The organism is Marinobacter maroccanus (genome assembly GCF_002933275.1).
In the GTDB taxonomy this organism is placed as follows: Bacteria; Pseudomonadota; Gammaproteobacteria; order Pseudomonadales; family Oleiphilaceae; genus Marinobacter; species Marinobacter maroccanus.
This window is the reverse complement of sequence record NZ_PSSX01000007.1, coordinates 130,668-153,247: the sequence shown is the minus strand read 5'-3', so window position 1 is coordinate 153,247 and position 22,580 is coordinate 130,668. Positions and strand designations below refer to the sequence as shown.

General features: G+C 59.2%; 27 protein-coding genes and 1 other RNA gene. 9 read left to right on the top strand and 19 right to left on the bottom strand.

Going from position 1 to position 22,580, the window contains the following annotated elements; all coding sequences use genetic code 11:
* The first annotated feature begins 5 nt into the window (after nucleotides 1-5).
* Nucleotides 6-1,058 carry a DUF2333 family protein gene (locus tag KEHDKFFH_RS10430; RefSeq protein ID WP_104321858.1) on the top strand — a complete coding sequence of 351 codons (1,053 nt, stop codon included), beginning with the start codon at nucleotides 6-8 and terminating at the stop codon, nucleotides 1,056-1,058.
* Nucleotides 1,059-1,136: 78 nt separating this feature from the next.
* Here the strand turns inward: KEHDKFFH_RS10430 and ppa are convergent, their stop codons facing one another.
* The 3 genes from ppa to rpiA form a co-directional block, all read right to left on the bottom strand.
* A complete protein-coding gene (gene ppa, locus KEHDKFFH_RS10425) occupies nucleotides 1,137-1,664 on the bottom strand; it encodes an inorganic diphosphatase (RefSeq protein WP_008170949.1) in 528 nt (175 codons plus the stop codon).
* A gap of 399 nt (nucleotides 1,665-2,063) precedes the next feature.
* A complete protein-coding gene (locus tag KEHDKFFH_RS10420) occupies nucleotides 2,064-3,203 on the bottom strand; it encodes an acyl-CoA dehydrogenase family protein (protein ID WP_104321857.1) in 1,140 nt (379 codons plus the stop codon).
* 146 nt (nucleotides 3,204-3,349) lie between these two features.
* Nucleotides 3,350-4,030, bottom strand: a complete 681-nt coding sequence (rpiA, locus tag KEHDKFFH_RS10415) for a ribose-5-phosphate isomerase RpiA (protein WP_104321856.1) — start codon at nucleotides 4,028-4,030, stop codon at nucleotides 3,350-3,352.
* 151 nt (nucleotides 4,031-4,181) lie between these two features.
* On the opposite strand from rpiA, the gene ilvA reads away from it, so the two are divergent.
* Nucleotides 4,182-5,717: a threonine ammonia-lyase, biosynthetic gene (gene ilvA / locus KEHDKFFH_RS10410; protein ID WP_104321855.1), complete on the top strand. Its 1,536-nt coding sequence runs from the start codon at nucleotides 4,182-4,184 to the stop codon at nucleotides 5,715-5,717.
* A gap of 274 nt (nucleotides 5,718-5,991) precedes the next feature.
* Entirely contained in the window at nucleotides 5,992-6,153 is a 162-nt protein-coding gene (locus KEHDKFFH_RS20230; RefSeq protein WP_192875773.1) for a hypothetical protein, read from the top strand.
* Here KEHDKFFH_RS20230 and KEHDKFFH_RS10405 read toward each other — a convergent pair.
* The 6 genes from KEHDKFFH_RS10405 to KEHDKFFH_RS10380 all read right to left on the bottom strand — a co-directional run bounded on the left by KEHDKFFH_RS10405 (nucleotide 6,135) and on the right by KEHDKFFH_RS10380 (nucleotide 9,612).
* Entirely contained in the window at nucleotides 6,135-6,770 is a 636-nt protein-coding gene (locus KEHDKFFH_RS10405) for a 5-formyltetrahydrofolate cyclo-ligase (protein WP_104321854.1), read from the bottom strand. The genes KEHDKFFH_RS20230 and KEHDKFFH_RS10405 overlap by 19 nt on opposite strands.
* Nucleotides 6,771-6,774: 4 nt before the next feature.
* Nucleotides 6,775-6,956, bottom strand: a non-coding RNA gene (gene ssrS, locus KEHDKFFH_RS10400) — 6S RNA.
* A 62-nt stretch (nucleotides 6,957-7,018) separates the two neighbouring features.
* Complete coding sequence (locus KEHDKFFH_RS10395) at nucleotides 7,019-7,315, bottom strand: cell division protein ZapA (RefSeq protein ID WP_104321853.1); 297 nt, start codon at nucleotides 7,313-7,315, stop codon at nucleotides 7,019-7,021.
* The gene (locus KEHDKFFH_RS10390) at nucleotides 7,315-7,521 is read right to left on the bottom strand and encodes a TIGR02449 family protein (protein ID WP_008170964.1); all 207 of its coding nucleotides are present in this window, start codon (nucleotides 7,519-7,521) and stop codon (nucleotides 7,315-7,317) included. The genes KEHDKFFH_RS10395 and KEHDKFFH_RS10390 overlap by 1 nt, the downstream gene beginning before the upstream one ends.
* Before the next feature lie 103 nt (nucleotides 7,522-7,624).
* Nucleotides 7,625-8,899 (bottom strand): ABC transporter permease, encoded by a 1,275-nt coding sequence (locus KEHDKFFH_RS10385; RefSeq protein WP_104321852.1) that lies wholly within the window; start codon nucleotides 8,897-8,899, stop codon nucleotides 7,625-7,627.
* Nucleotides 8,896-9,612 (bottom strand): ABC transporter ATP-binding protein, encoded by a 717-nt coding sequence (locus KEHDKFFH_RS10380; RefSeq protein WP_104321851.1) that lies wholly within the window; start codon nucleotides 9,610-9,612, stop codon nucleotides 8,896-8,898. Before KEHDKFFH_RS10380 ends, KEHDKFFH_RS10385 begins: the two co-directional genes overlap by 4 nt.
* Nucleotides 9,613-9,679: 67 nt before the next feature.
* Here KEHDKFFH_RS10380 and KEHDKFFH_RS10375 point away from each other — a divergent pair, with 67 nt between their 5' ends.
* Entirely contained in the window at nucleotides 9,680-10,201 is a 522-nt protein-coding gene (locus tag KEHDKFFH_RS10375; RefSeq protein WP_104321850.1) for a DUF3299 domain-containing protein, read from the top strand.
* Between the two features lie 13 nt (nucleotides 10,202-10,214).
* On the opposite strand, the gene KEHDKFFH_RS10370 is transcribed toward KEHDKFFH_RS10375, so the two are convergent.
* On the bottom strand, nucleotides 10,215-10,793 hold the full coding sequence (locus tag KEHDKFFH_RS10370) for a ZrgA family zinc uptake protein (RefSeq protein WP_104321849.1): 579 nt from the start codon (nucleotides 10,791-10,793) through the stop codon (nucleotides 10,215-10,217).
* A gap of 137 nt (nucleotides 10,794-10,930) precedes the next feature.
* Between KEHDKFFH_RS10370 and KEHDKFFH_RS10365 the strand changes: the two genes are divergently transcribed.
* Genes KEHDKFFH_RS10365 through KEHDKFFH_RS10345 form a run of 5 tightly spaced genes read left to right on the top strand, consistent with a single transcriptional unit; the run spans nucleotide 10,931 to nucleotide 16,334 of the window.
* Nucleotides 10,931-11,530: a UPF0149 family protein gene (locus KEHDKFFH_RS10365; RefSeq protein ID WP_053113127.1), complete on the top strand. Its 600-nt coding sequence runs from the start codon at nucleotides 10,931-10,933 to the stop codon at nucleotides 11,528-11,530.
* Nucleotides 11,531-11,556: 26 nt separating this feature from the next.
* Nucleotides 11,557-12,876 carry a Xaa-Pro aminopeptidase gene (gene pepP, locus KEHDKFFH_RS10360; protein ID WP_104321848.1) on the top strand — a complete coding sequence of 440 codons (1,320 nt, stop codon included), beginning with the start codon at nucleotides 11,557-11,559 and terminating at the stop codon, nucleotides 12,874-12,876.
* Between the two features lie 6 nt (nucleotides 12,877-12,882).
* A complete protein-coding gene (gene ubiH / locus KEHDKFFH_RS10355; RefSeq protein ID WP_104321847.1) occupies nucleotides 12,883-14,166 on the top strand; it encodes a 2-octaprenyl-6-methoxyphenyl hydroxylase in 1,284 nt (427 codons plus the stop codon).
* The gene (locus tag KEHDKFFH_RS10350; RefSeq protein WP_104321846.1) at nucleotides 14,159-15,382 is read left to right on the top strand and encodes an FAD-dependent monooxygenase; all 1,224 of its coding nucleotides are present in this window, start codon (nucleotides 14,159-14,161) and stop codon (nucleotides 15,380-15,382) included. The genes ubiH and KEHDKFFH_RS10350 overlap by 8 nt, the downstream gene beginning before the upstream one ends.
* A gap of 19 nt (nucleotides 15,383-15,401) precedes the next feature.
* Nucleotides 15,402-16,334: a DUF808 domain-containing protein gene (locus tag KEHDKFFH_RS10345; protein WP_104321845.1), complete on the top strand. Its 933-nt coding sequence runs from the start codon at nucleotides 15,402-15,404 to the stop codon at nucleotides 16,332-16,334.
* Here the strand turns inward: KEHDKFFH_RS10345 and KEHDKFFH_RS10340 are convergent.
* From KEHDKFFH_RS10340 to ubiE, 9 genes are all read right to left on the bottom strand, one after another.
* The gene (locus tag KEHDKFFH_RS10340; RefSeq protein ID WP_104321844.1) at nucleotides 16,306-17,025 is read right to left on the bottom strand and encodes a 16S rRNA (uracil(1498)-N(3))-methyltransferase; all 720 of its coding nucleotides are present in this window, start codon (nucleotides 17,023-17,025) and stop codon (nucleotides 16,306-16,308) included. The two genes, KEHDKFFH_RS10345 and KEHDKFFH_RS10340, sit on opposite strands and share 29 nt — an antisense overlap.
* The gene (gene tatC, locus KEHDKFFH_RS10335; protein WP_104321843.1) at nucleotides 17,022-17,807 is read right to left on the bottom strand and encodes a twin-arginine translocase subunit TatC; all 786 of its coding nucleotides are present in this window, start codon (nucleotides 17,805-17,807) and stop codon (nucleotides 17,022-17,024) included. Before tatC ends, KEHDKFFH_RS10340 begins: the two co-directional genes overlap by 4 nt.
* A complete protein-coding gene (tatB, locus tag KEHDKFFH_RS10330; RefSeq protein WP_104321842.1) occupies nucleotides 17,804-18,277 on the bottom strand; it encodes a Sec-independent protein translocase protein TatB in 474 nt (157 codons plus the stop codon). The genes tatC and tatB overlap by 4 nt, the downstream gene beginning before the upstream one ends.
* Before the next feature lie 11 nt (nucleotides 18,278-18,288).
* The gene (tatA, locus tag KEHDKFFH_RS10325) at nucleotides 18,289-18,528 is read right to left on the bottom strand and encodes a Sec-independent protein translocase subunit TatA (protein ID WP_104321841.1); all 240 of its coding nucleotides are present in this window, start codon (nucleotides 18,526-18,528) and stop codon (nucleotides 18,289-18,291) included.
* A gap of 88 nt (nucleotides 18,529-18,616) precedes the next feature.
* Nucleotides 18,617-18,946 (bottom strand): phosphoribosyl-ATP diphosphatase, encoded by a 330-nt coding sequence (locus KEHDKFFH_RS10320; RefSeq protein ID WP_104321840.1) that lies wholly within the window; start codon nucleotides 18,944-18,946, stop codon nucleotides 18,617-18,619.
* 29 nt (nucleotides 18,947-18,975) lie between these two features.
* Nucleotides 18,976-19,392 carry a phosphoribosyl-AMP cyclohydrolase gene (gene hisI, locus KEHDKFFH_RS10315; RefSeq protein WP_104321839.1) on the bottom strand — a complete coding sequence of 139 codons (417 nt, stop codon included), beginning with the start codon at nucleotides 19,390-19,392 and terminating at the stop codon, nucleotides 18,976-18,978.
* Between the two features lie 27 nt (nucleotides 19,393-19,419).
* The gene (ubiB, locus tag KEHDKFFH_RS10310) at nucleotides 19,420-21,063 is read right to left on the bottom strand and encodes a ubiquinone biosynthesis regulatory protein kinase UbiB (protein ID WP_104321838.1); all 1,644 of its coding nucleotides are present in this window, start codon (nucleotides 21,061-21,063) and stop codon (nucleotides 19,420-19,422) included.
* Nucleotides 21,060-21,701, bottom strand: coding sequence for a ubiquinone biosynthesis accessory factor UbiJ (locus tag KEHDKFFH_RS10305; RefSeq protein WP_104321837.1), 642 nt, complete (start codon nucleotides 21,699-21,701; stop codon nucleotides 21,060-21,062). Before KEHDKFFH_RS10305 ends, ubiB begins: the two co-directional genes overlap by 4 nt.
* Complete coding sequence (gene ubiE, locus KEHDKFFH_RS10300) at nucleotides 21,701-22,492, bottom strand: bifunctional demethylmenaquinone methyltransferase/2-methoxy-6-polyprenyl-1,4-benzoquinol methylase UbiE (protein WP_092030433.1); 792 nt, start codon at nucleotides 22,490-22,492, stop codon at nucleotides 21,701-21,703. Before ubiE ends, KEHDKFFH_RS10305 begins: the two co-directional genes overlap by 1 nt.
* Between the last annotated feature and the right edge of the window lie 88 nt (nucleotides 22,493-22,580).

Here is a 22,580-nt window from a genome sequence, read left to right as displayed (position 1 = left end):
GTCATATGCCAGGCAAAATCAGACAGTACTTCAAGGACAAGAAAGACGATGTTCAGGATTATGCCGGTGGCAGCGGCGTAATCGGTAAACTGATTCTGGCGTTGGTTGTGATCTACCTGTTGGTGGCGTTGGTGCTTGGCATGATCTGGAGCAGCGAGCCGGACACCTTCTCGGTGCGCGAACACACCCGCTCGGTTGCCAACTCCATGGAGCGAGAGCCCATTACCGGGTTCGCCACCACGGTGACCATGATCCGTGTTGCCGAAACCCTGCTCGACAAGCCTGGTGGCTATATCTCCAACGATATTTTCCCGCCGGGGTTGTGGCTGGACAACATGCCTAACTGGGAATATGGCGTGCTGGTCCAGCTCCGGGACCTCTCACGGGCTATGCGTAAAGACATCAGCCGCTCCCAGAGCCAGTCCGCGGAAGACAAGGATCTGATTATTGCCGAGCCTCAGTTCCACTTCGACAGTGAAAGCTGGGCAATTCCGTCTACCGAGGCGGAGTACCGTCGGGGCATCACCGCTCTCAAACGTTACCTTGACCGGCTGTCGAGCCCGGAGCAGGCTGACGCCCAGTTTTTCGCCCGAGCGGACAACCTGAGCAACTGGCTGGCGGATCTGGAGACCCGCCTCGGAAGTTTGTCCCGTACGCTTGGTGAGAGCGTTGGCAAGGCTTCGGTATCAGACTCGGTGGTCACCATGAACTCCGGTGATCCTCTCGCTGAGGAAGCGACCGGAGAAGATGTAAAGACGGCGTGGACAAAAATCGATGACGTTTTCTATGAGGCCCGAGGCAGTGCCTGGGCGCTTCTGCACATCTTTCGGGCGATTGAAGTGGATTTCCGGAAAGTACTCCAGGACAAGAATGCCATGGCCAGCGTGCGGCAGGTAATCATCGAGCTGGAAGGTGCCCAGGGCGAAATGTGGAGCCCGGTCATACTGAATGGCAGTGGCTTTGGTGTACTGGCCAACCATTCACTGACCATGGCCGCTTACCTTTCCCGGGCCAATTCCGCGATCAGTGACATGCGGGATCTGCTGTCCCGGGGCTGATATCAGCCAGGGTTCATCCAGACACAAAAAAACCGGGCGCGCGAGCGCCCGGTTTTTTAATGCCATGAAAAGTCCGGCTCAGCCTTTATAGGCGTTCACGGAATCCACGATGGCTTTTCTGGCGGCGTCGGCGTTGTCCCAGCCTTGCACCTTCACCCACTTGCCCGGCTCAAGGGTCTTGTAGTTCTCGAAGAAATGCTTGATCTGGTCGCGCAGTAGCTCGGGCAGATCGTCGATTTCCTTGACGTCGTGGTAGGTGGTGGTCAGCTTGTCATGGGGAACCGCAACCAGCTTGGCATCGCCACCGGCTTCGTCTTCCATGTTCAGAACACCCACCGGGCGGCAGCGAATCACGGAGCCGGCCTGGATCGGGTAGGGGGTCACAACCAGCACGTCCAGGGGGTCACCGTCGTCGGCCAGGGTGTGGGGGATGAAGCCATAGTTGGCCGGGTAGAACATCGGGGTCGCCATGAAGCGGTCTACCAGCAGGGCGCCCATGTCTTTGTCCAGTTCGTACTTCACCGGGGAGCTGTTGGCCGGGATTTCGATAGCAACGTAGATGTCTTCAGGCGGGTTCTTGCCTGCGGGGATGTTGTCGAATTGCATGTGCGATCCTTCCTGGTACGTTTAAAGGTACGTTTAACTGCGGTTAAAAAGTGGGCGCAATTATACGGGAGTCTCCTGCAGTTCGAAACTAAACCTTGGTCGTTGGTTTTTGGTCTTTCTGTCCGGGCTTTGGTGCACGCGGCTATCTGGCGGGACCTTCCGAAAAACGCCCGTGAATACGTCCCTGTAGGGCTCGGTCGCGCCATCCCTGGCGCTCCACGTTTTCGGAAGGTCCCGCCAGATACCCGCCCGAACCTTTGAGGAAAGTCGTTGAAGTAAACCCGAAACAAGCGCACATGGACGTGCTCGTAGCGTGTTTTGGAACAGCCACTGACATGCCCCGCCACCAAAACCCAGCAGGCTGGGTCAGGACAAGAGGACGAACGCGGAATCCACAGCTCAGAGCTTGATCTGCTTGGCAATGAGTTCTTTCATGATTTCGGTGGTGCCGCCACCAATCGAGAGAATCTTGGCATCCCGATAGAGGCGCTCGACCACGGTTTCCCGCATATACCCCATGCCGCCGAACAACTGCACCGCTTCCCGGGTGACCTTTTCGCAGACATCCACCGAGAAGTTCTTGGCCATGGCCACTTCCTTGATGGGGTTCTTGCCCGCCTGCATCAGGGCGGCACAGCGGTAGGTGTATTCCCGGGCCACGTCGATCTGGGTGGCCATATCCACCAGCTTGTGGCGGGTCACCTGGAAACCGGCAATGTTGCGGCCGAACGCCTTGCGTTGTTGGGTGTATTCCAGGGCAGCCTCGTAGGCGATTTGAGCGGTCATGTAGGCCATGATGGCCAGGCTGAGGCGCTCGAACAGGAAGTTGCTCATGATGGCGATGAAGCCGGCATTTTCGGCGCCGATCAGGCGGTCCGCCGGGACACGGCAGTCCTCGAAAAACAGCTCGGCGGTATCGCTGGCCCACCAGCCCATTTTGCGCAGTTTCTTGCCGGTGGAGAATCCGGGCATGCCCCGGTCGATGAGCAACAGGCTGATGCCACCGTGGCCTTCGCCGCCTGTGCGCACGGCGACGGTGTAGTGGTCAGCGCGCATGCCGCTGGTGATGAAGGTTTTGCTGCCGTTGACGATGTAATGGTCGCCGTCCCGGACTGCCCGGGTTTTCAGGTTGGCGACGTCGGAACCACCGCCGGGTTCTGTGACCGCGAGGGCGGCGATCTTTTCGCCCCGCAGAACCGGCGGCACGATCTGTTCCCGGATTTCCTTCTTTGCCCATTTGGCGACCGGCGGCAGTCCGATATCCAGGGAACCGAGGCCGGCCACCAGGCCGCCGGAGGTGGAACGCATCAGCTCTTCGGAGACTGCCACTTTCAGAAAGATGTCGCCTTCTCCGATGCCGCCCAAGGTGTCGGGAAAACCAATGCCCAGCAAACCTGCATCGCCGGCTTTCTTATAGAGATCCCGGGGAAATTCACCCGCCTCTTCCCAGTCGTCGATGTGCGGCAGCACGTGGGTTTCGATGAACTTTCGGGCGGTCGCGCGGACCTGCTGGTGGGTTTCGTTGAAATAATCGGACACGGTGACGCTCCCTCTGATCGGAATCAATGCAGAGCAGTGTCGCCCAAATATTGCTACCAAGCAAGCGCTTGGTTTTTGGTGCGCCAGGCAATAAAAAAGCTGGCCCGAAAGGCCAGCTTCGACAGTCGACGAGCGACAGGAGCCGGTCAGGCGCCTTCGCTCGATATGCTTTTCACGCCGTCTTTGGTTCCCAGCAGCAGCAGATCCGCGCGGCGGCGGGCGAACAGGCCATTGGTGACCACGCCGACGATATTGTTGAGCTGCTCTTCCACCCGGATCGGTTGGGAAATATCCATGTTGTGGACATCGATAATGATATTGCCGTTATCGGTGACAACGCCTTCCCGGTAAACCGGGTCGCCCCCCAGTTTCACAACCTCCCGGCCAACATGGCTGCGGGCCATGGGGATGACTTCCACGGGCAGGGGGAAGTTGCCCAGAATGCCGACCATCTTGGAATCATCGGCAATGCAGATGAAGGTTTTGGCCACCGCTGCCACGATCTTTTCCCGGGTCAGTGCAGCGCCGCCACCCTTGATCAGTTCCAGGCGTTCGTTGGTTTCATCGGCGCCATCCACGTAGAACTCAAGCTCACCGGCGCTGTTGAGATCGTACACCGGAATGCCGTGGCTTTTCAGGCGCTCGGCGGTGGCTTCCGAGCTGGCAACGGCGCCGTCGAACTCGGTTTTCAATTCCGCGAGCATGTCGATGAAGAAATTGGCCGTGCTGCCGGTGCCAACACCAATCACGCTCTCGCTATCGAGGCGGGGGGCGATGTAGTCAATGGCGGCTTTGGCGACGGCTTTTTTCAGTTCGTCCTGGGTCATCTGGGGCTCCGGCTGCAAATCAGGTTGGCTTTGGACGGATTATAACGCTTAAGCGCCCTCTGCTTATAGACGGCTGCCGTGCAAACTTTCTACACTGTGGGTTTTTCTCAGCCAGCCATCACTCACACACCAACCAGAAGCCGGAACTGCTATGCCGCAACGCTACATCAAGAAGATTCTCGATGCGCGCGTCTATGACGTGGCCATCGAAACACCCCTGACTGAAGCCCGTAGTCTGTCCAAGCGCTTTGGCAACAATATTCTGCTCAAGCGTGAAGACCTTCAGCCGGTGTTTTCCTTCAAGATTCGCGGTGCCTATAACCGGATTGCACAGCTTTCCGAGGAGCAGAAGGCCAAGGGAGTGATCTGTGCCTCCGCCGGCAACCATGCTCAGGGTGTTGCGCTGGCAGCCAAGAACCTGGGGATCAAGGCGGTGATTGTGATGCCGCAGACCACACCTGAGATCAAAGTGCGTTCGGTGCGGGATCATGGTGCCAAAGTGGTTCTCAAAGGCGATGCCTTCGACGAGGCGGCCGCCCACGCTCAGGAGTTGATCGCAAAGCACGGCTACACCTACATTCCGCCGTACGATGATCCCGATGTGATCGCCGGCCAGGGCACGGTGGCCATGGAGATCATGTGGCAGTTCAGCAAGCCGATCCACGCCATCTTTATCTGCGTTGGCGGCGGCGGGCTGATTGCTGGCATGGCCGCTTACATCAAGTACCTTCGCCCGGAGATCAAGGTGATCGGTGTTGAGCCCGAGGACTCCAACTGCCTGCAGGCTGCCCTGAAGGCGGGCAAACGGGTGGTGCTGGACGAGGTGGGCATCTTTGCCGACGGCGTGGCGGTCAAGCAGATCGGCAAGTATCCCTGGGAAATCTGCAAGGATCACGTGGACGAGGTGATCACCGTGTCCACCGACGAAATCTGCGCTGCCATCAAGGATGTTTTCGAGGACACCCGCTCCATCGCCGAGCCGGCCGGTGCCCTCGGCGTGGCAGGCATCAAGAAATACATCGAGCGTGAGAAGGTAGAGGACGAAAACCTGATTGCCACCCTGAGCGGTGCCAACATGAACTTCGACCGCCTGCGCTACATTTCCGAGCGCACGGAAGTGGGCGAGAAGCGCGAGGCGATCCTGGCCGTGACCATTCCGGAGAAACCGGGCGCCTTCAAGACCTTCATCAACGCCCTGCACAAGCGCAGCATCACCGAGTTCAATTACCGCTACGCCGATGCCACCAACGCCACGATTTTCGTTGGCATCCAGATTGCGGCCGGTGGCCATGGCCGCGAGGATCTGGTTCAGGAGTTGCGGGAGAGCGGCTACTCGGTGGTCGACCTGACCGACAGCGACCTGGCCAAACAGCACATTCGCCACATGGTGGGCGGTCACGCGCCGACCATCACCAACGAGAAGGTCTTCCAGTTCGAGTTCCCGGAGCGCCCGGGGGCGTTGCTGAAATTCCTGATGTCACTGGGTACTCGCTGGAACATCTCCATGTTCCATTACCGCAACCACGGTGCGGCCTACAGCCGGGTGCTTTTGGGTGCTCAGGTGGAAGACGACGAAGTGCAGGACTTCGAGAAAATGCTGGATAAGGTTGGCTTCCGTTACGAGAACATGACGGACAACGAGGCTTATCAGCTGTTTCTTGGTCAGGGTAACGCGCGTTCAAGTTAACTCGGAGTAGGCCAGGGTCGGGTAGAGGCTTCCAAAACTGTGCGGAGCCATGGATGGCGGAGCCCAAGCGCCACATGGATGTGCCGCAAGGAGCGTGTTTTGGAAGCCTCTACCCGATGCTGGCCGAGCGCCGATCGAAAAGCTTACCTAATTTTAATCTGTCAAAAATTGTAAAAATGAGGATAGGTGTTAATCTTTCCTCTGATTCTTGAAGTCAAGAATAGCTCACTGATTTCCCGACACTTTCAAAACTGCATCTTGAGGAACTGAAGCCATGGGCGGCAAGCCTGACATCATCAAAGCCATTGTGCTGATTTTTGCCATCGGCCTTGTGATTACTGGTTTCACATCCATCCACGCCTCTGAAGACAGAGGCGCACGAGCTTTCAACGTTGTTGGCTCTGTCCAGGCGATGGGTCAGCCGCTGAACCGGTAACGTCGCTTATCGGTTACCACGCTGTGCAGGGGCACATCCCAGGGCTCTATTGGCAGCTTCTTGACCTTCTGGAAATCATGGGCCAGGCCAATCAGTTTCGGCGCCAGTCTTGGCCGTATACGGCTGAAAGCAAAGGTCCTGTCGTAGAACCCGCCTCCCATTCCCAGTCTTCCGCCCTGTTCGTCAAAGCCTACTAACGGAAACAGTACGGCATCCAGTGCCCAGGCCGGGCGTCGCAGGCCTTTGCTGAACGCGGGCTCGGGGATGCCAAACCGGTTGGCGGTGAGTTCTACGCCGTCGTAGTAGGGGCTGAAAGCCAGCCGGCCTTCATGAATCGGATGCAGTACCGGCAGGTAGAAGCGGATGCCCTTGCGACGTGCGATGTCGAGGTAGGCATGGGGATCAATTTCGCCGTCGTTGGGCAGATAGATGGCAATGTGCCGCGCGCGGTGCAGGTCCGGATTCTTCAGCAGGTTGAGAGCGAGATACTCGGCAGCCTGTTGTTGTTGCTCGAAATTCAGTTCGCGCCGATGCTGCCGGAGGCGCTTGCGAAGTTCGCTGCGTGAGAGGGTATCAGGATGGGACTGGAACGGTTGAGGCTCGATAAACTGGCTCAAAATAAAGCTTCCCGGGCTGCCGTTATCGGATGTTGCCCTTGAACCCAAAGTTCAAGGTCGGTGGCCGCTGTGACATATTAGGCTTTCCCCTGTTGGGGACGTGCTCACAATGCCCTGAAGTAGCCACCTGGGTAATGCGCATCGGCTCGAGGACGTATCCGACTATCCCGAACAGCCCAGGAAGTTAGTTCCATTATACGGGCAGTGTCGGGGCCGATTGCAACACCTGTCTCAGATTCTCTGCGGAATTATCGGCCGGAGCCATCGCCCAGGGCACCGTCCAGTTTATTGTCCATGGCCCGCAGCAGGCTGCTGGTGGCATCTGACATGGTGTCGCGCTCAAGCAGTTCGTGGGTAATATTCAGAGCTGCCATGACAGCAATGCGTTCGGTGCCGAAAACCTTGCCACTGGCGCGGATTTCGCGCATTTTGCTGTCCAGGTGCCGGGCAGCCCGCAGCAACGCCTCCTGCTCTTCCTCGGGACAGGCGACCAGGTATTCCTTGTCGAGGATTTTCACCTCAACCGTCGTGGATTGCTGTGCCATCAGTGATGCTCCAGGGCCCGAAGGCGGCTGATCATGGCTTCGATCTTGTGCTTCGCGTGATCGTTTTTCTGCACCAGCTGGGCCCGTTCCCGGTTCCAGTCATCCTGCAGTTCGCGCAATGTGGCGTTGTCCCGCTCAAGTTTTTGACAGCGTTCAATCAACCTGTCCAGCTTGTCCGCTAATGCCTGTACTTCGGACTGTTCCATGACGTGCCCAGCAGTGGTTTAAGGTAATTGCAACTAACTATAAGTGTGGACGCTAAGTCGGTCAATTTACAGGCTTGTCATTGCGTTCCCTGCGTGATGCGCATCACTGATCGGCGGCCTCGCCAAATCCCAGTCGGCGACTCTGGCGCCAGGTGCCGAAAGCCGGTATCAAAGCCACCATAAAGGCGGCGACAGGAACTGCGGCTAGCAGCGCCCACTCGGTTGCAGTCAGGGGGCGAAGCGAGATCTGCAGGCCATAGTTGGCCAATAGCCAGGGGCTGGCCAATGAGAGGCCGGCCATGCCAATGATCAGAGCCAGCACGCAGGCCGCCAGGGCAAGGGCCACGCACTCAAGGATGTAAAGCGAGGCGATCAGTGCCGGAGAGGCACCGGTTGCCCGCAGTACGGCAATTTCGTGGGCCCGCTGGGCCTGCAGGGTCAGAAGAACGGCAATCAGCCCGATAAGACTGGTAATCACAACAAAACCGGTAATGCCCAGCAGCGCCCGCTCAAACTGGCCCATCAGCCGCCAGAGCTCGCTCAGGGCGACGCCCGGGAGTATGGCTGACAGCGGTTCACCGGCAAACTGGTTGATTTCCCGCTGTATCCGGAAGGTCAGTACCTGTCTTTCGATGCCGACAAAGGCTGCGGTAATGGCATCGGGTGTAAAATCACGGTCCTCTGCCTGTTCCCGGGTGAGCGTTCGGCCCGGTATCGCGACCCCGGACTCCCAACCCACATGCATGGCCTCCATGCCGTCCAGGCCGATATACACCGCCTGGTCCACCGGCGTTCCGGTGGGTGCGAGTACGCCGGTGACGGTAAACGGCGTGTCTTCGTGGTTGGAGAAGCTGGTTCGCCCACCGCCATGGGACAGCACAATCTGTTCGCCCACCTGATGCGCCAGCGACCTTGCCACGCCCGCGCCCAACACAACATCGAAGACCCCTTCAAACCAATGGCCTTCAGCCAGTTCGAGCGGCAGGTCGCGGCCGTAACGGAAGTGCTGCAAAAAGTTCTCGTCGGTGGCGACTACACGGTTGCCCCGATAGCTATCTCCCAGGGAAATCGGAATCAGCCACTCGAGGCGGGAATCCTCTTTCAGGCTCTGGTAGGTGGACCAGCGAATGTTATTTGTGGCATCACCAATATGAAACACGGTGTACAGAAGCAGGTTCAACTGGCCACTGCGGGCGCCGACGATCAGGTCGGTACCGCTGATGGTGCTGGTAAAAGACTGTTTGACCTCGGTGCGCAGGTACTGGATGCCCAGCAACAGGGAAACGCTCAGGGTGAGCGTCAGGCACACCAGGGCCAGTACCTTTTTACGGTGCCAGAGGCTGGCCATTGCGAGCGTCAGAGCAAGGCGTGCCTTCATGTCCGGTCACCCCGCAGTTCCAGCTGATTACCGAAATGGCGGGCCAGGGACTGGTCGTGACTGACAAACAGCACCGAGGTGTTATGCCGGTGGGCAAGATTCAGGAGGAGTTCCAGAAAACGGTCCCGGTTGTCAGCATCCAGTGCCGATGTGGGCTCGTCCGCGAGAATCAGGCCCGGGGCACCAATCAGTGCCCGGGCAGCGGCGATCCGCTGTTGCTGGCCAATACTCAGCCTGGTGACTTTCCGCTGCCAGTGATCTTCGGGGATCGACAGGGCGGCAAGTAATCTCTCAGCTTCGTCTGCGACTGTAGGTTCGGTTCGCTTTTTGCGCAGTTCAGAAAGTCCGCAGGGCAGGGTGACGTTGGCTCGGGTGCTAAGGTAAGGCACCAGATTGAACTGCTGGAAGATAACCCCCATATGGTCGGCCCGGAATTGGTCCCGGGCGCCGGGGCCCAAGTGGTGGATGTCGGTATCCAGTAACCGGACAGAACCAGTGTCCGGGCGAAGCATGCCTGCCAGAAGGCTGAGGAATGTGCTTTTGCCGCTGCCGCTGGGGCCGTGCAGGAACAGATGGTCGCCACGTTTCAGAGCGATATCCGGAAAACTGAGGGGCGCCTGTACCGGGTCCCAGGAAAAACCAAGCCCGCTGACTTCAATGGCGGTTTCCGTGCTTCGGGAACTGTTGTTGGTTGAGTCTGTCTTGCTGGTCATGTTGGTTGCTGTCTGCCCGGTGTATGATGGCGGTTTGCGAATTTCACTGTCAGGAGTATGTGGTCCAATGATGTCTGCCCCGGCGCGTTTGCGCTTTGCGCTGCCTTCTCTCGCTGCGCTTGTCCTGGTGCTTTTACTCCCGACGACAGGCCGGAGCGAAACCCGGGAGATTGACTGGCTTGAACTGATGCCGGCCGAGGATCTGGCGCTGCTGGAGAATATGCCAGAGATCGAGCATGAGGGCGATGGCCCGCCGCTGTTGCCGGACGAGATCATGACCGGTCGGGTTGTGCCGGAGATGGGCGATGTGGAAGGGCGCATCCCCGGCTTCGTGGTGCCCCTGAAGACGACCGAGGATATGCGCATACTGGAGTTTTTCCTGGTGCCCTACTACGGCGCCTGTATTCATGTGCCGCCACCGCCCCCGAATCAGATCATTCACGTCAAGTACAAGGAAGGTTTCACGCTTGAGGCCCTGTACGATCCGGTCTGGATCGAAGGCAAGCTGGTGATCGACCGTACCGAGAATGACATTGGCACGTCTTCTTACTCCATGGTGGCAACCGAGGTTGAGCCCTACGAGGAGTAACTTGCGAGCCCCATTATCGGGCGCCTGGCCTGAAGCTGGTCTCCCCGTGATCCAGGCGGCCTGAACCCTGGCCTCCTGACCAGACCCACTCGACATTCAGGTGCTCAATCTCGGGAAAACGCTCTGTGAGCGGCGTAGAGAGTGCCTCGGAAGCATCCAGCCTGGAGCAGCTCAGGGTCTGGGTGACTTCGAAATCCGAGTGGGTGGAGCCGTTCTCGTCCGCATGCTTGTCCTCGTGGTCATGGGCGTGACCATGGTCGTGTCCGTGATTGTCACCGCCCGCCTGATGGTGCACCACCGCATTCATGACTGTGCAGCCAGCCTCGGCGGTGTCCACCAGGGGGGTCTCACCGAGCCAGTTGGTGGTTTCCGTGACCAGCGCTTTCTGTTCCTCGGTCCGGGCTCGGTGTTCGAAGCCCAGCAGGTTATAGGCTGGTGAAGTGAAAATCAGGTCAACCTGGTTGTCTTCGATGGCCAGCTGAAGCTCGGCATGACCATGCTGATGAGCGCCGGGGTTGTCGCTGGCGAACGTGGAGCCGGCAGTCAGAATGGTCGCTGCCAGTATGGCGTTGGTTACCTTTGATAAAGTCATGGTAGTGTCTCGCGGTATAAAATGTTACGTTATAACATATTGTTCTCTCCCCGGGTAAAAATCAACAGGCAGTGCCTTGGCATCGCCTGAATGCTAAAGTAGGCCTTTAATTCACCAACACAGGATCCGCCTGTTTCATGTCAGAAACCGACACTTCCGGTGCCGCCCGCGCCGCCGAATTTGAGCGCTGGGCCAATGTTTTCACAGCTCACAAGGCATTCAGCCACCCATCCGAGTTGCACGGCGCGCTTTGTGGTCGCCTGGCGGCCGGATCCCGTATTGAAGAGCCGGAGTGGCTGGCAATGGTGTGTGAGCACATGGGGCTGGCTGAGGATGCGGCCGAGGAGTCTGACGATCTTGCTCCGTTCATGAACCGGGCCTATGAGCAGACCCTGGAGCTCTTGAAATCAGCCGACATGAGTTTCCATCCTTTACTGCCAGATGACGACTACGCCATCGAACAAAGGCTGGAGGCCCTGGTTTCCTGGGTGCGGGGATTTCTCGAGGGTATGGCATTGTCGGCCGGCGAGTCCCTTGGCCAGGCGCCCGACGAGATCCGGGAGTTGATCGAGGATATGGTGGCCATCAGTCAGCTGTCCGAAGAGGAAGAAGCGGACGACGAGAGCGAGCAGCAGTTGCTGGAAATTACCGAATACATCCGGCTGGGGGCGCTCGCCGTGTTTACCGAATTCAATGCCCCCGAACCGCCGAAGTCTGATTCGCCGACCCTGCACTGAGCCGGGTCCTGATTGCAGGAGAGACTATGAACTCCATGATTCCCGCAAAGGAGTTTGCCGAGCGCCGTCGCAAGCTGATGGAGCGTATGGCGCCAGACAGCATTGCGATTATTCCGGCTGCCCCGGAGCGCGTTCGCAACCGGGATGTACTTCACCCGTTCCGCCAGGACAGCGACTTTCATTATCTGTCCGGTTTTGGCGAGCCGGAGGCGGTACTGGCCCTGATTCCGGGCCGTGAGCACGGGGAATCCGTTCTGTTCTGCAAGGAGCGTAATCCGCAGAAGGAACTCTGGGACGGTTTCCTGGTTGGCCCGGAAGGCGCCATCGAGCGCTATGGCCTGGACGATGCGTTTCCGATTGCAGACATCGACGACATCCTTCCGGGCATGATTGAAGGTCGCAGCCGGGTCTATTATCCCCTGGGCAAGGACGATCATTTTGACGCCCGGGTGATGGACTGGGTGAAGATGATTCGCAGCAAGGTTCGCAGTGGCGCACATCCACCTGGCGAATTCGTGGCCCTGGAACACCTGCTTCATGACCTGCGGCTTTACAAAAGCGCCAATGAGATCAAAATCATGGCCAAGGCCGGCCAGATCAGTGCCGAAGCCCACTGTCGGGCCATGAAGCGGGCCCGAAAAGGCGGCTTCGAGTACAACCTAGAGGCCGAACTGATCCACACGTTCATGGAGCATGGCGCCCGGTCAACGGCTTACCCCTCGATTGTGGGCGGGGGCGCCAATGGCTGCATCCTGCATTACATCGAGAACAGTGCACCGCTGAAAGACGGCGATCTGGTACTGATCGATGCCGGCTGTGAATACCAGTGCTACGCCTCTGACATTACCCGCACCTTCCCGGTCAGCGGAAAGTTCAGCAATGAACAGCGGGCCCTGTATGAGGTGGTGCTGGCGGCACAGTACCAGGCCATTGAGGCAGTTTCGCCGGAAAACCACTGGAACCGGCCCCATGAGGCGGCGCTGGAAGTGCTGACCCAGGGTCTGATTGATCTGGGGCTGTTGTCTGGCACCCTGGAAGACGCCATTGCCAGCGAAGCCTACAAACCCTTCTTCATGCACCGCACCGGCCACTGGCTCGGGCTGGATGTGCACGATGTGGGCGATTACAAGGTCGGTGATGCCTGGCGCCAGCTGGAACCCGGAATGGCCCTGACGGTTGAACCGGGGCTGTACATTGCGCCGGATAATACCGACGTGGATGAGAAGTGGCGTGGCATCGGCATACGCATCGAAGACGATGTTGTGGTAACCAAAGACGGCTGCCGGGTGCTGACCGAAGCGGTTCCGAAAACCATTGCCGAAATCGAAGCCCTGATGGCGGACTGACACCCTGTGACCAAGCCAGATACCGATCTGATCATTGCCGGTGGAGGCCTTGCCGGGGCAACCCTGGCCCTGGCGCTGGCACGGATGGTGCCGTCGCTCCGCGTGACCGTGGTCGAGGCGTTTCCACTGTCTCCCGACGCCCTGCCGGACAGTTACCAACCCAGCTACGACGCACGTTCCACCGCGCTGGCCTGGGGCTCCCGGTTAATCTTTGAAGAGCTGGGGCTCTGGCACCGGCTAGCCGAGCACGCCACGCCCATCGAACACATTCACGTTTCTGATCGGGGACATTTCGGCGCCACCCGGCTGCATGCCGGCGAGCATGGTCAGGAGGCGCTTGGTTATGTCGCGGATAATCGCTGGATGGGTCTGTGCCTGATGCGTGAGCTTCTGGATACCAACGTCCAGTGGCGGGCGCCGGCAGAAGTGACAGATATGACGCCCATCGCCGGTGGCGTCCGGGTCCGGCTGTCGAAGGATGGCGAGGATGCCCCGGAACTGACGGCTCGCTGCCTGGTGGTCGCAGATGGCGGTCGCTCAGGATTGCGCGAGAAACTTGGCTTCAGGCCCGATCGTCACAGCTATGGCCAGAATGCCCTGATCGCCAATGTCTCTACCAGTGACAGCCACGGATTCACCGCCTTTGAGCGATTCACCGATGCCGGTCCCATGGCGCTTTTGCCCCATGGTTCTCCCGCGCGGGCGGGGCATCAGTCGGCACTGGTCTGGACCTTATCCGATGAAGCATTGCAGGACGTTCTTGAGGTTCCCGACCAGGAAAAACGTCGCTGGCTTCAGGACCGGTTTGGCTGGCGTCTAGGGCGGTTTACCCGCATCGGTGCCTGTCATCATTATCCGCTGACGCTGACCACAGTGGACGAGCCAGTGCGCCCAGGGGTTGCGCTGGTGGGCAATGCCGCCCACGCCCTGCATCCGGTCGCCGGGCAAGGGTTCAATCTGGCCCTGAGAGGGCTGATGACACTGGTTGAGCAGTTCCGGCTGGCAGAAGAGCAGGGCAGGTCCATTGGCGATCTTGACGTGCTCAAGCGCTACCAGGCCCTGCATCGTCAGGATTGGCAGCAAACGGTGCGCTTCTCCGATTCCCTTGTTCGCCTGTTCGGGCAGTCCATGCTGCCGGTAACTGCCGCCCGCGATGCCGGACTGGTGGGCCTTGATCTGCTGCCGGGCGCAAAGCGCTGGTTTGCCCGCAAGGCCATGGGCCTGGGTGGTCGGCGGGCGGTGATTGATCGACCCGGAAACCTGAACCGGGAGGCACCAGGTCATGAGTGAAGCGAAAACCTACGATATTCTTGTGGCCGGCGGTGGCATGATCGGCTCCGCCCTGGCTCTCGGGCTCTCACGTCAGGGCTGGCATGTGGCGCTGGTGGAGGGCTCCGATCATGAATCTCTGGTTCAGGCGCCGGACCCTGCCACCACCGTTGCCGATTTCGAACCTCGGGTCAGTGCCATTTCGGTCGCCAGCCAGCAGTTGCTGGAGCAGCTGGGAGTCTGGTCCGAGGTTACCGCGGGTCGACACTGTCCTTATCAGTCCATGACAGTGTGGGATGGTGACGGCACGGGGCGTATACAGTTTGAGGCCGCCGAGCTACAGGCGCGGACCCTTGGCACGATTGTCGAAAACCGCAGCATCGTGCGGGCGCTGTTCAGGGCCCTGGAACAAAGCCCGGTTGAGCTGATTGAGGGCGCGAGGATCATTGGCTGCAAGCGATTGCCCGAGAGTTGCACGGTTGAGCTGGAGGATGGTCGATCCTTGTCTGCCGGATTGGTGGTGGGCTGTGATGGTGCCAATTCTCGCCTGCGTCAGTGGGTGGGCCTGCCAACCCGAGAGTGGGACTACGACCAACAGGCCATCGTGTGCACAGTGCGAACCACCCAGAGCCATCGGTTTACCGCCTGGCAACGGTTTTCAACGACCGGTCCACTGGCGTTCCTGCCCTTGTTGACCGAGTCTGGCAGTGAGCATTTCTGTTCCATTGTCTGGTCCCAGGATACCGTGGAAGCCCGGCGCTTGATGGCTCTGGGCGACAGTGAGTTTGCCGCCGAACTTGAGCGCGCCATTGAGCGGGAGCTTGGCTCAGTTGAAGCCGTTTCCGACCGGTTTGCCTTTCCGCTTCGCCAGCGCCATGCCAAAGACTACATTGCGCCAGGTTTCGCGCTGGTGGGTGATGCAGCTCATACCATTCATCCGCTGGCGGGGCAGGGCGCCAATCTGGGATACGGCGATGTGCGCGCACTTCTGGACGAGCTTTCGCGGGCAAGGAAAACCGGACTGAGTCCAGCCCATGAACTGGTTCTGGCGCGCTACCAGCGCCGCCGAAAAGGCGAAAATCTGACCATGATGGCCGCGATGGAGGGTTTCAAGCAATTGTTTGGTCGTGATGAGCTGTCGGTTCGCTGGCTGCGCAACACCGGCCTGCGCTGGCTCAACCAGCTGGGGCCGGTCAAAAATCGCATTGCTGCCGAGGCCATGGGTCTGAACGGCTGAACAGAAAAGGAATTTTGCAATGGCAGGAAGCAGTCTTCTGGTTCTGATCGATGACATCGCCACCGTGCTGGACGATGTCGCCCTGATGACCAAAACCGCCACCAAGAAAACGGCGGGTGTTCTGGGTGACGATCTGGCACTCAATGCCCAGCAGGTGACTGGCGTGAAACCGGCGCGGGAGTTACCGGTGGTCTGGGCCGTCGCCCGGGGTTCGATGATCAACAAGGCCATCCTGGTGCCGGCGGCGGTTGCGATCAGTTTTTTCATGCCCTGGCTGGTCACGCCGTTGCTGATGCTTGGCGGTGCCTTCCTGTGTTTCGAGGGCTTCGAGAAACTGGTGCACAAGTTTTTGCATCGGGAGGAAGATCAGAAGCGCAAAGGGGAGCTGCATGAGGCCCTGAAGAATCCAGAAGTCGATCTGCGGGCGATCGAGAAGGACAAGATCAAGGGTGCGATCCGCACCGATTTCATCCTGTCTGCGGAGATTATTGCCATTACCCTTGGAACGGTAACGACCCAGACCATCGGCATGCAGTTCATGGTGCTGGCCGTGGTTGCCATTATGATCACAGTCTTTGTTTACGGCCTGGTGGCGGGGATCGTGAAACTGGACGACGGTGGCCTCTACCTCAGTCAGCAAGATAATCCGCTGCTCCAGAAACTGGGCTCAGGCATTCTGTGGCTGGCTCCCTATCTGATGAAAACGCTCTCCATTCTTGGCACCCTGGCGATGTTTCTGGTCGGTGGTGGCATTCTCACCCACGGCTTTACCCCGGTCTACGACGCCATTCATCACTTTTCGGAAGGGTTTAGTGGTGTGATTGGCATGCTTATGCCAACGATAGCCAATGGTCTGTTCGGTGTGTTGGCTGGCGCGTTACTGGTAGCCATCATTACACCCCTGACCCGGTGGTGGCAGGCTGCTAAAGACAGGCGTCGAACAGCCGGCTGACCAGTACTGGTACCGCGGTTTCCACCCGCAGAATGCGGGGGCCGAGGTGTACACTCTGGCAACCGGCGTCTTCAAGCTTGCCCACTTCGTAAGCCGTAAAACCACCCTCCGGGCCAACGCAGAGTAATGTCGGCTGGTTCAGGTGAACCGGGCAGGGTGTGCTGGTGCCAGGGTGCGCTACCAGGGCCTGCCTGTTTGCCAATAGCGCCGGCAACTCGTCTTCCACAAAAGGTTTGAACAGCTTGCGGATCTGCACCCGGGGCATCAGGGTGTCTTTTGCCTGCTCCAGTCCCAGGGTGAGGTTCTCCCGGAGCTGCTCATCTGAAAGCCACGGTGTCTGCCAGAAGCTCTTCTCCACCTTGTAGCTGTTGATCAACCAGAGGTCTTTCACCCCCAGTGCGGCGCACGTCTGCAGGATACGACGGAACATCTTCGGCCGGGGCATGGCCAGCACCAGGGTGAGCGGCAATGGTGCAGGGGGAGACTGGTGCAGCGTGACCTTGAGTTCCGCCTCGGTATCGGTAAGTCGGACGACCTCGCCGGTTCCCATTTGGCCACCCGCCCGGCCTACCGGCACCGTATCGCCAGCAACGACTTTGATTACGGACTGCAAGTGGGCAAGACGCCGGCCACGTAAGACGGCTCGGTCAGGCGCTACGAAATCCTCGTCAAACAGTAACGCCAGATTCATTCGCCGGCAGGCTCATCGCTTTCCGGGTCTGCGACTTCCCGTTTCGCCAATCGCCCGAACAGGATACCTACCTCGAACAGTATCCACATGGGCACCGCCAGCAGGGTCTGGGAAATGATATCAGGCGGGGTCAGCATCATGCCGATGATAAAACAGCCCACGACCACGTAGGGGCGCTTGGCCGCCAGATCCGCCGGTGTGGTGGCGCCGGTGAGAATCAACAGCACGGTGGCGATCGGGATCTCAAATGCGACGCCGAAGGCAAAGAACATCTTGAGCACGAAATTGAGGTAGCTGGTAATGTCCGGTAATTCGACGATGCCTTCCGGCCCTATCGCGGTAAAGAAGCCGAACACCAGCGGGAAAACCACGTAATAGGCAAACGCCGCACCTGCGTAGAACAGGATTACCGAGGTAAACAGGAGTGGAAAGGCCAACCGTTTTTCATGGGCGTACAGGCCCGGGGCGATGAAACTCCAGAGCTGGTAGAGAATGATCGGGATGGCGGCGAACACGGCCAGCACCAGGGCCAGCTTCAGCGGCGCGAAGAAGGGCGAGGTAACATCCGTTGCGATCATGGTCTGGCCAACGGGCAACAGGGAACGGATAGGTTCAGACAGCCACAGGTACAGCTCGTTGGCAAAGGGATAAATGGCAGCGAAGCAGACCAGCACCGCAAGAACCATTTTCAGTAGGCGATTGCGCAGTTCGAGCAGGTGCTCGATCAGTGGCATTTCCTGCTGTTCCGGAGGCAGCTGGTTGCCGTCGGGTTTTGCATTCATGAACGGTTATCCGGCGGACTTTGCGGGGTTTCGCTTTTGGGTTGTTCCTTCCCGGCAGCGCCTGTATCCGGCGTCTGCGGGGCATCATTGGCACCAGCCTGATCCTGTGCCGGAGCCTCGGAGGCCTTTGTCTGGCCAGACACACGCCGTGTCGCTGGTGCCGGCCTTGGCTTTTGGGTCTCGTTCTCGGGCAGGATCATGTGCTCGTACTTTTTAGCCTCGTCCAGGGCACCACGCACGGTTTTCTGCACGTCGTCCAGGCCAACATCCCCTGCCTTGCGAAGCTCGTCCCGGAGTTCGCCGGCTTTCAGTTCCCGGTCCAGTTCCGAGGTGAACTGTCCGACCATGCGCCGTGCACCACCCACCCAGCGACCGGCCGCACGGGCGGCCGCAGGCAGACGCTCGGGACCGAGCACCAACAGCGCTATGACGCCGCAGATCAGCAGCTCAAGAAAGCCGATATCGAACATTCAGCCTGGTCTCAGCTGTGGGACTTGTCCCGGGGCTTGTCTTCGGCCGCAGCCTGTTGCTGTGGCTGCTCCTCTTCCTTGCCTTCCAGGGATTCCTGGTTCTCGGCTTTGGAGTCCTCATCGTTCATGGACTTCTTGAAGCCGCGAATGGCACCACCAAGGTCGCTGCCGATGTTGCGCAGTTTCTTGGTTCCGAACAACAGAATGACAATGCCGAGTACGATAAGTAATTGCCAGATGCTGATACCCATTACGGGGTCCTCGTTTTAATGTTTCTGTTCAATGACATTGTACGTTACCAGAACGGTTACGCGGAAACCCCTTTGGAGGTACTACCGCTCACTTGTCCCGCGACGCTTTTTCTTCCAGGCCTGACAGGTCGAACCGGCTGGCCAGCTCGTCCAGGATGTCTTTCGGACCAAGCCCCAGTCTCGACAGCATCACCATGCTGTGGAACCACAGGTCGGCGGTTTCATAAACCACGTCCCGGGTTTCACCGGAGTGTTCTGCGTCCTTGGCGGCCAGCAGGGTTTCCGTGCACTCTTCCCCGACTTTTTCCAGAATCTTGTTCAGACCCTTGGCGTGGAGACTGGCTACATAAGAGGTTTCCGGATCTGCCTCCTTCCGGGCTTCCAGAACCCGTGCCAGGTTTTCCAGTACATCACTCACTGTCCGTGCTCCTCAGTTGCTGCCGTAGCTCAGTTGCTGCCGTAGATAGTGCCGGGGTCCTTGATCACCGGGTCAACACTGACCCACTGACCGTCTTTCAGAGTCCGGTAGAAGCAGCTGCGTCTGCCAGTATGGCAGGCGATGCCGCCTTTTTGTTCCACCTTCAGCAGGATAACGTCCTCGTCGCAATCCAGTCGAATGTCCCGAATGACCTGTTGGTGCCCTGAAGTTTCCCCCTTGCGCCAGAGCTTGCCCCGAGAACGGGACCAGTACACGGCCTGGCCTTCTTCTGCGGTCAGCTTGAGCGACTCGCGGTTCATCCAGGCCATCATCAGAATGTCGCCGGTTTCGGCGTCCTGGGCGATGGCCGGCACCAGGCCGTCCTCTGTCCAGCGAATGGCATCCAGCCAGTCAGGGTTCTCGACGTTATCCGAGCTGTTTTGCATTTTTGTGAATCCTGAAATCTTTATCGGTTATCGGCTGCCCCGGAGCATGATTCCGCCGGCGATGGCAAACAGGGCCCAGCTCCACGCCGGCACGCTTTCGAGCCACTGCTGGCCGTCAGGCTGGGTGCCCAGGACACCCCCGGCAATCAGAAGTACCGCCAATGTAGCCCGTCGCCAGCGCCGCTCCGTGCGGACCTGCTGCTCACGGAGCAATTCCAGTGTAGCCCGGTTCTGGGGCTCGGTGGGCCCGGCCTGCCGCAGTTGAAGGAGCGCATCGTGCACCAGCTGCGGCATTTCCGGCGACTGTTCCAGCCACGACGGTAGATGGGACTGCAGAGACTTGATCAGCCCCGAGGGACCAATCCGCTTGCGCATCCAGGTTTCAAGGTAGGGTTGCGCGGTACTCCACAAATCCAGATCCGGATAAAGCTGGCGGCCCAGGCCTTCCACGTTCAGCAGGGTTTTCTGCAGCAGGACGAGCTGGGGCTGCACTTCCATGTTGAATCGCCTCGCCGTCTGGAACAAGCGTAACAGGAAGTGGCCGAAAGAGATGTCCTTTAAAGGCTTCTCGAATATTGGCTCGCAAACAGTACGTATGGCCGCCTCAAACTGGTTCACTGGCGTGTCGGGTGGTACCCAGCCGGACTGGATATGCAGCTGCGCAACCTGACGGTAGTCGCGACGGAAAAAGGCCAGAAGGTTTCGGGCAAGATAGCTCTGGTCATCCGGAGCCAGGGTGCCGACGATCCCGAAATCGATGGCGATATATCGCGGATCCGAGGGGTTGGACGTATCCACAAAGATGTTGCCCGGGTGCATGTCGGCATGGAAGAAGCTGTCCCGGAACACCTGGGTAAAGAAAATCTCCACGCCTTTTTCGGCCAGCACCTTCATATCGACACCAGCGGCCTTCAGGGCGGTGGTATCGGCAATGGGGATGCCGTGAATACGCTCCATCACCAGCACCGACTTGCGGGTGTAGTCCCAGTCGATGAAGGGGATGTAGATCAGTGAGGAGTTCTCGAAATTCCGGCGCAGTTGGCTGGCATTGGCGGCTTCGCGCTGCAGGTCCAGTTCGTCGTGGATGGTGGCATCGTAGTCGGCAACCACTTCCACCGGGTGCAGGCGTTTGCCCTCAGACCAGTATTTTTCCAGCAGACCGGCCATCAGGTACATCAGGGCCAGGTCCTGGCGGATGACCCTCTCGATACCGGGGCGCAGTACTTTAACCACCACCTTCTGGCCGTTGAGCAGGGTGGCCGCATGCACCTGGGCAACCGACGCGGACGCCAACGGGTCCGGGCTGAACTCGGCAAACAGTTCCGAGACCGGGGCGCCGAGGGAGGTTTCGATTATGCCCCGGGCCTCATCGCTCGGAAACGGCGGTACCCGGTCCTGAAGGTTTTTCAGGGATTCGGCCATGTCATCCGGCAGCAGATCCCGTCGGGTGGAGAGTATCTGGCCGAACTTAACGAATACCGGGCCCAATTCTTCCAGTGCCAGCCGTAGGCGATCGCCCCGGTCGAGCTTGGGTTTGGGGAACAGGTGCCAGGGCGCAAGCAGGAAAAACACCTTCAGGGGCGCAGGCAGTTCTGCGATTGGCAGGAACGTGTCCAGCCGATAGCGGCAGAATACCCAGGCAATTCGAAACAGGCGTTGCAGGCGGGTCACAGGTTCTCCGGTTCGTCAGTCTTGCCGCGGTTTTCAACCAGGTTCAGCCGGGCTTCCAGTCTCTCGGTGCGCAGGTTCAGTTCGTCGATGTCCTCGAACGTTGCTTCCAGTTCCCGTCGCCCGGGCAGGGCACGACTCTCTTCATGCACATACTCCTCGATATTGGCGTTCAGGGACTGAAACGCCTGACGGCTCCACCGAATGGCGCCGCGAATCCGTTGGCCCAGAAAGTGTGCGGGTACATCCCCGATATGCTGGGCCATGGCGGCTTCCCAATCCGGCTCAAGCTGGTTCAGTGCGCGCTGCAGCTGATGGGCCAGGGCCGTGTCTCCGGTCACGTCGAGGCGACCATCGGCAAAGACCCGGTCATCACCGGTGGCCAGCGCCGCAAAGGCGATGGGTTTGCCGGTCACCTCAAGAGCAGGCTGGTCGACCGGCTGGCTGCCAACCCGAACGCGGTTTCCGGCGCGGTCCAGGGTGTAGATCAGGGGGAAAGGATCAGTGATATTGAACTGCACCGGGCCCGCGAGTGCTTCCATCAAGGCATGATGCCCCGCCGGATCCAGTTCCAGCGCCCGGTTCAGGGCGCTTTCCAGGATGGCGGAGACAGCGGAAAGCAGGGTGGGGCCGGGAAACATCAGGGCTTGATTCCCACATGCAGGGCGACAATGCCGCCGGTCATGTTGTAGTACTTGCAGTTCACCAGGCCGGCATTTTCCATCATGCCCTTGAGGGTGTCCTGGTCCGGGTGCATGCGGATGGATTCGGCCAGGTACTTGTAGCTTTCGCTGTCGCCGGCGATAAGCTGACCCATCAGTGGCAAAGCGGAAAACGAGTAGGTGTCGTAGGCCTTGCTCAGCAAAGGATTGGTCGGCTTGGAGAATTCCAGGATCATCAGTTTGCCACCGGGTTTGAGAACCCGGGTCATGTCGCGCAGGGCCTGATCTTTATCGGTGACATTGCGCAGGCCGAAGGCGATGGATACCGCATTGAAATTGTTATCCGGGAACGGAAGGTGCTCGGCATCCGCCTGCACGTATTCGATGTTGCCGGCATAGCCGCGGTCTGTCAGCCGGCTGCGGCCCACCTGCAGCATGGAGGCATTGATGTCGGCCAGCACCACCTTGCCGGACGGACCCACCAGGTCTGAAAACTTCATGGTGAGGTCGCCGGTGCCGCCGGCAATGTCCAGTACCTGGTGGCCGGGACGCACGCCGGAAAGCTCGATGGTGAAGCGCTTCCAGAGCCGGTGGATCCCCATGGACATCAGGTCGTTCATGAGGTCGTATTTGCCCGCAACGCTGTGGAATACTTCGGCCACCTGGCTCGCCTTCTGGCTTTTCGGCACATTGCGGAAGCCAAAGTGGGTGACGTCATCCTGGCCATTATTGTTTGCGGCCTGGTTGGCTGGCGTTTGCTGCTCGCTCATGGGAGATGTCCTGTCAGAATCTGAACCCCGTATTCTAACCGCTGACGGGGTTGCTACAAGGGTGGCGGTGAGTTAAATAGCGCCCTAA

Bases quoted from the DNA above. Each gene is read 5' to 3' on its own strand.
- KEHDKFFH_RS10305 (WP_104321837.1), bottom strand. From the start codon at position 21,701: ATGTTTCCCGGCCCCACCCTGCTTTCCGCTGTCTCCGCCATCCTGGAA.
- tatA (WP_104321841.1), bottom strand. From the start codon at position 18,528: ATGGGTATCAGCATCTGGCAATTACTTATCGTACTCGGCATTGTCATT.
- ppa (WP_008170949.1), bottom strand. From the start codon at position 1,664: ATGCAATTCGACAACATCCCCGCAGGCAAGAACCCGCCTGAAGACATC.
- KEHDKFFH_RS10395 (WP_104321853.1), bottom strand. From the start codon at position 7,315: ATGGCACAGCAATCCACGACGGTTGAGGTGAAAATCCTCGACAAGGAA.
- hisI (WP_104321839.1), bottom strand. From the start codon at position 19,392: ATGCAAAACAGCTCGGATAACGTCGAGAACCCTGACTGGCTGGATGCC.
- KEHDKFFH_RS10365 (WP_053113127.1), top strand. From the start codon at position 10,931: ATGTCAGAAACCGACACTTCCGGTGCCGCCCGCGCCGCCGAATTTGAG.
- KEHDKFFH_RS10380 (WP_104321851.1), bottom strand. From the start codon at position 9,612: ATGACCAGCAAGACAGACTCAACCAACAACAGTTCCCGAAGCACGGAA.
- KEHDKFFH_RS10345 (WP_104321845.1), top strand. From the start codon at position 15,402: ATGGCAGGAAGCAGTCTTCTGGTTCTGATCGATGACATCGCCACCGTG.
- KEHDKFFH_RS20230 (WP_192875773.1), top strand. From the start codon at position 5,992: ATGGGCGGCAAGCCTGACATCATCAAAGCCATTGTGCTGATTTTTGCC.
- ubiE (WP_092030433.1), bottom strand. From the start codon at position 22,492: ATGAGCGAGCAGCAAACGCCAGCCAACCAGGCCGCAAACAATAATGGC.
- tatC (WP_104321843.1), bottom strand. From the start codon at position 17,807: ATGAATGCAAAACCCGACGGCAACCAGCTGCCTCCGGAACAGCAGGAA.
- rpiA (WP_104321856.1), bottom strand. From the start codon at position 4,030: ATGACCCAGGACGAACTGAAAAAAGCCGTCGCCAAAGCCGCCATTGAC.
- KEHDKFFH_RS10390 (WP_008170964.1), bottom strand. From the start codon at position 7,521: ATGGAACAGTCCGAAGTACAGGCATTAGCGGACAAGCTGGACAGGTTG.
- KEHDKFFH_RS10375 (WP_104321850.1), top strand. From the start codon at position 9,680: ATGATGTCTGCCCCGGCGCGTTTGCGCTTTGCGCTGCCTTCTCTCGCT.
- KEHDKFFH_RS10350 (WP_104321846.1), top strand. From the start codon at position 14,159: ATGAGTGAAGCGAAAACCTACGATATTCTTGTGGCCGGCGGTGGCATG.
- pepP (WP_104321848.1), top strand. From the start codon at position 11,557: ATGAACTCCATGATTCCCGCAAAGGAGTTTGCCGAGCGCCGTCGCAAG.
- KEHDKFFH_RS10340 (WP_104321844.1), bottom strand. From the start codon at position 17,025: ATGAATCTGGCGTTACTGTTTGACGAGGATTTCGTAGCGCCTGACCGA.
- tatB (WP_104321842.1), bottom strand. From the start codon at position 18,277: ATGTTCGATATCGGCTTTCTTGAGCTGCTGATCTGCGGCGTCATAGCG.
- KEHDKFFH_RS10430 (WP_104321858.1), top strand. From the start codon at position 6: ATGCCAGGCAAAATCAGACAGTACTTCAAGGACAAGAAAGACGATGTT.
- KEHDKFFH_RS10385 (WP_104321852.1), bottom strand. From the start codon at position 8,899: ATGAAGGCACGCCTTGCTCTGACGCTCGCAATGGCCAGCCTCTGGCAC.
- ilvA (WP_104321855.1), top strand. From the start codon at position 4,182: ATGCCGCAACGCTACATCAAGAAGATTCTCGATGCGCGCGTCTATGAC.
- KEHDKFFH_RS10370 (WP_104321849.1), bottom strand. From the start codon at position 10,793: ATGACTTTATCAAAGGTAACCAACGCCATACTGGCAGCGACCATTCTG.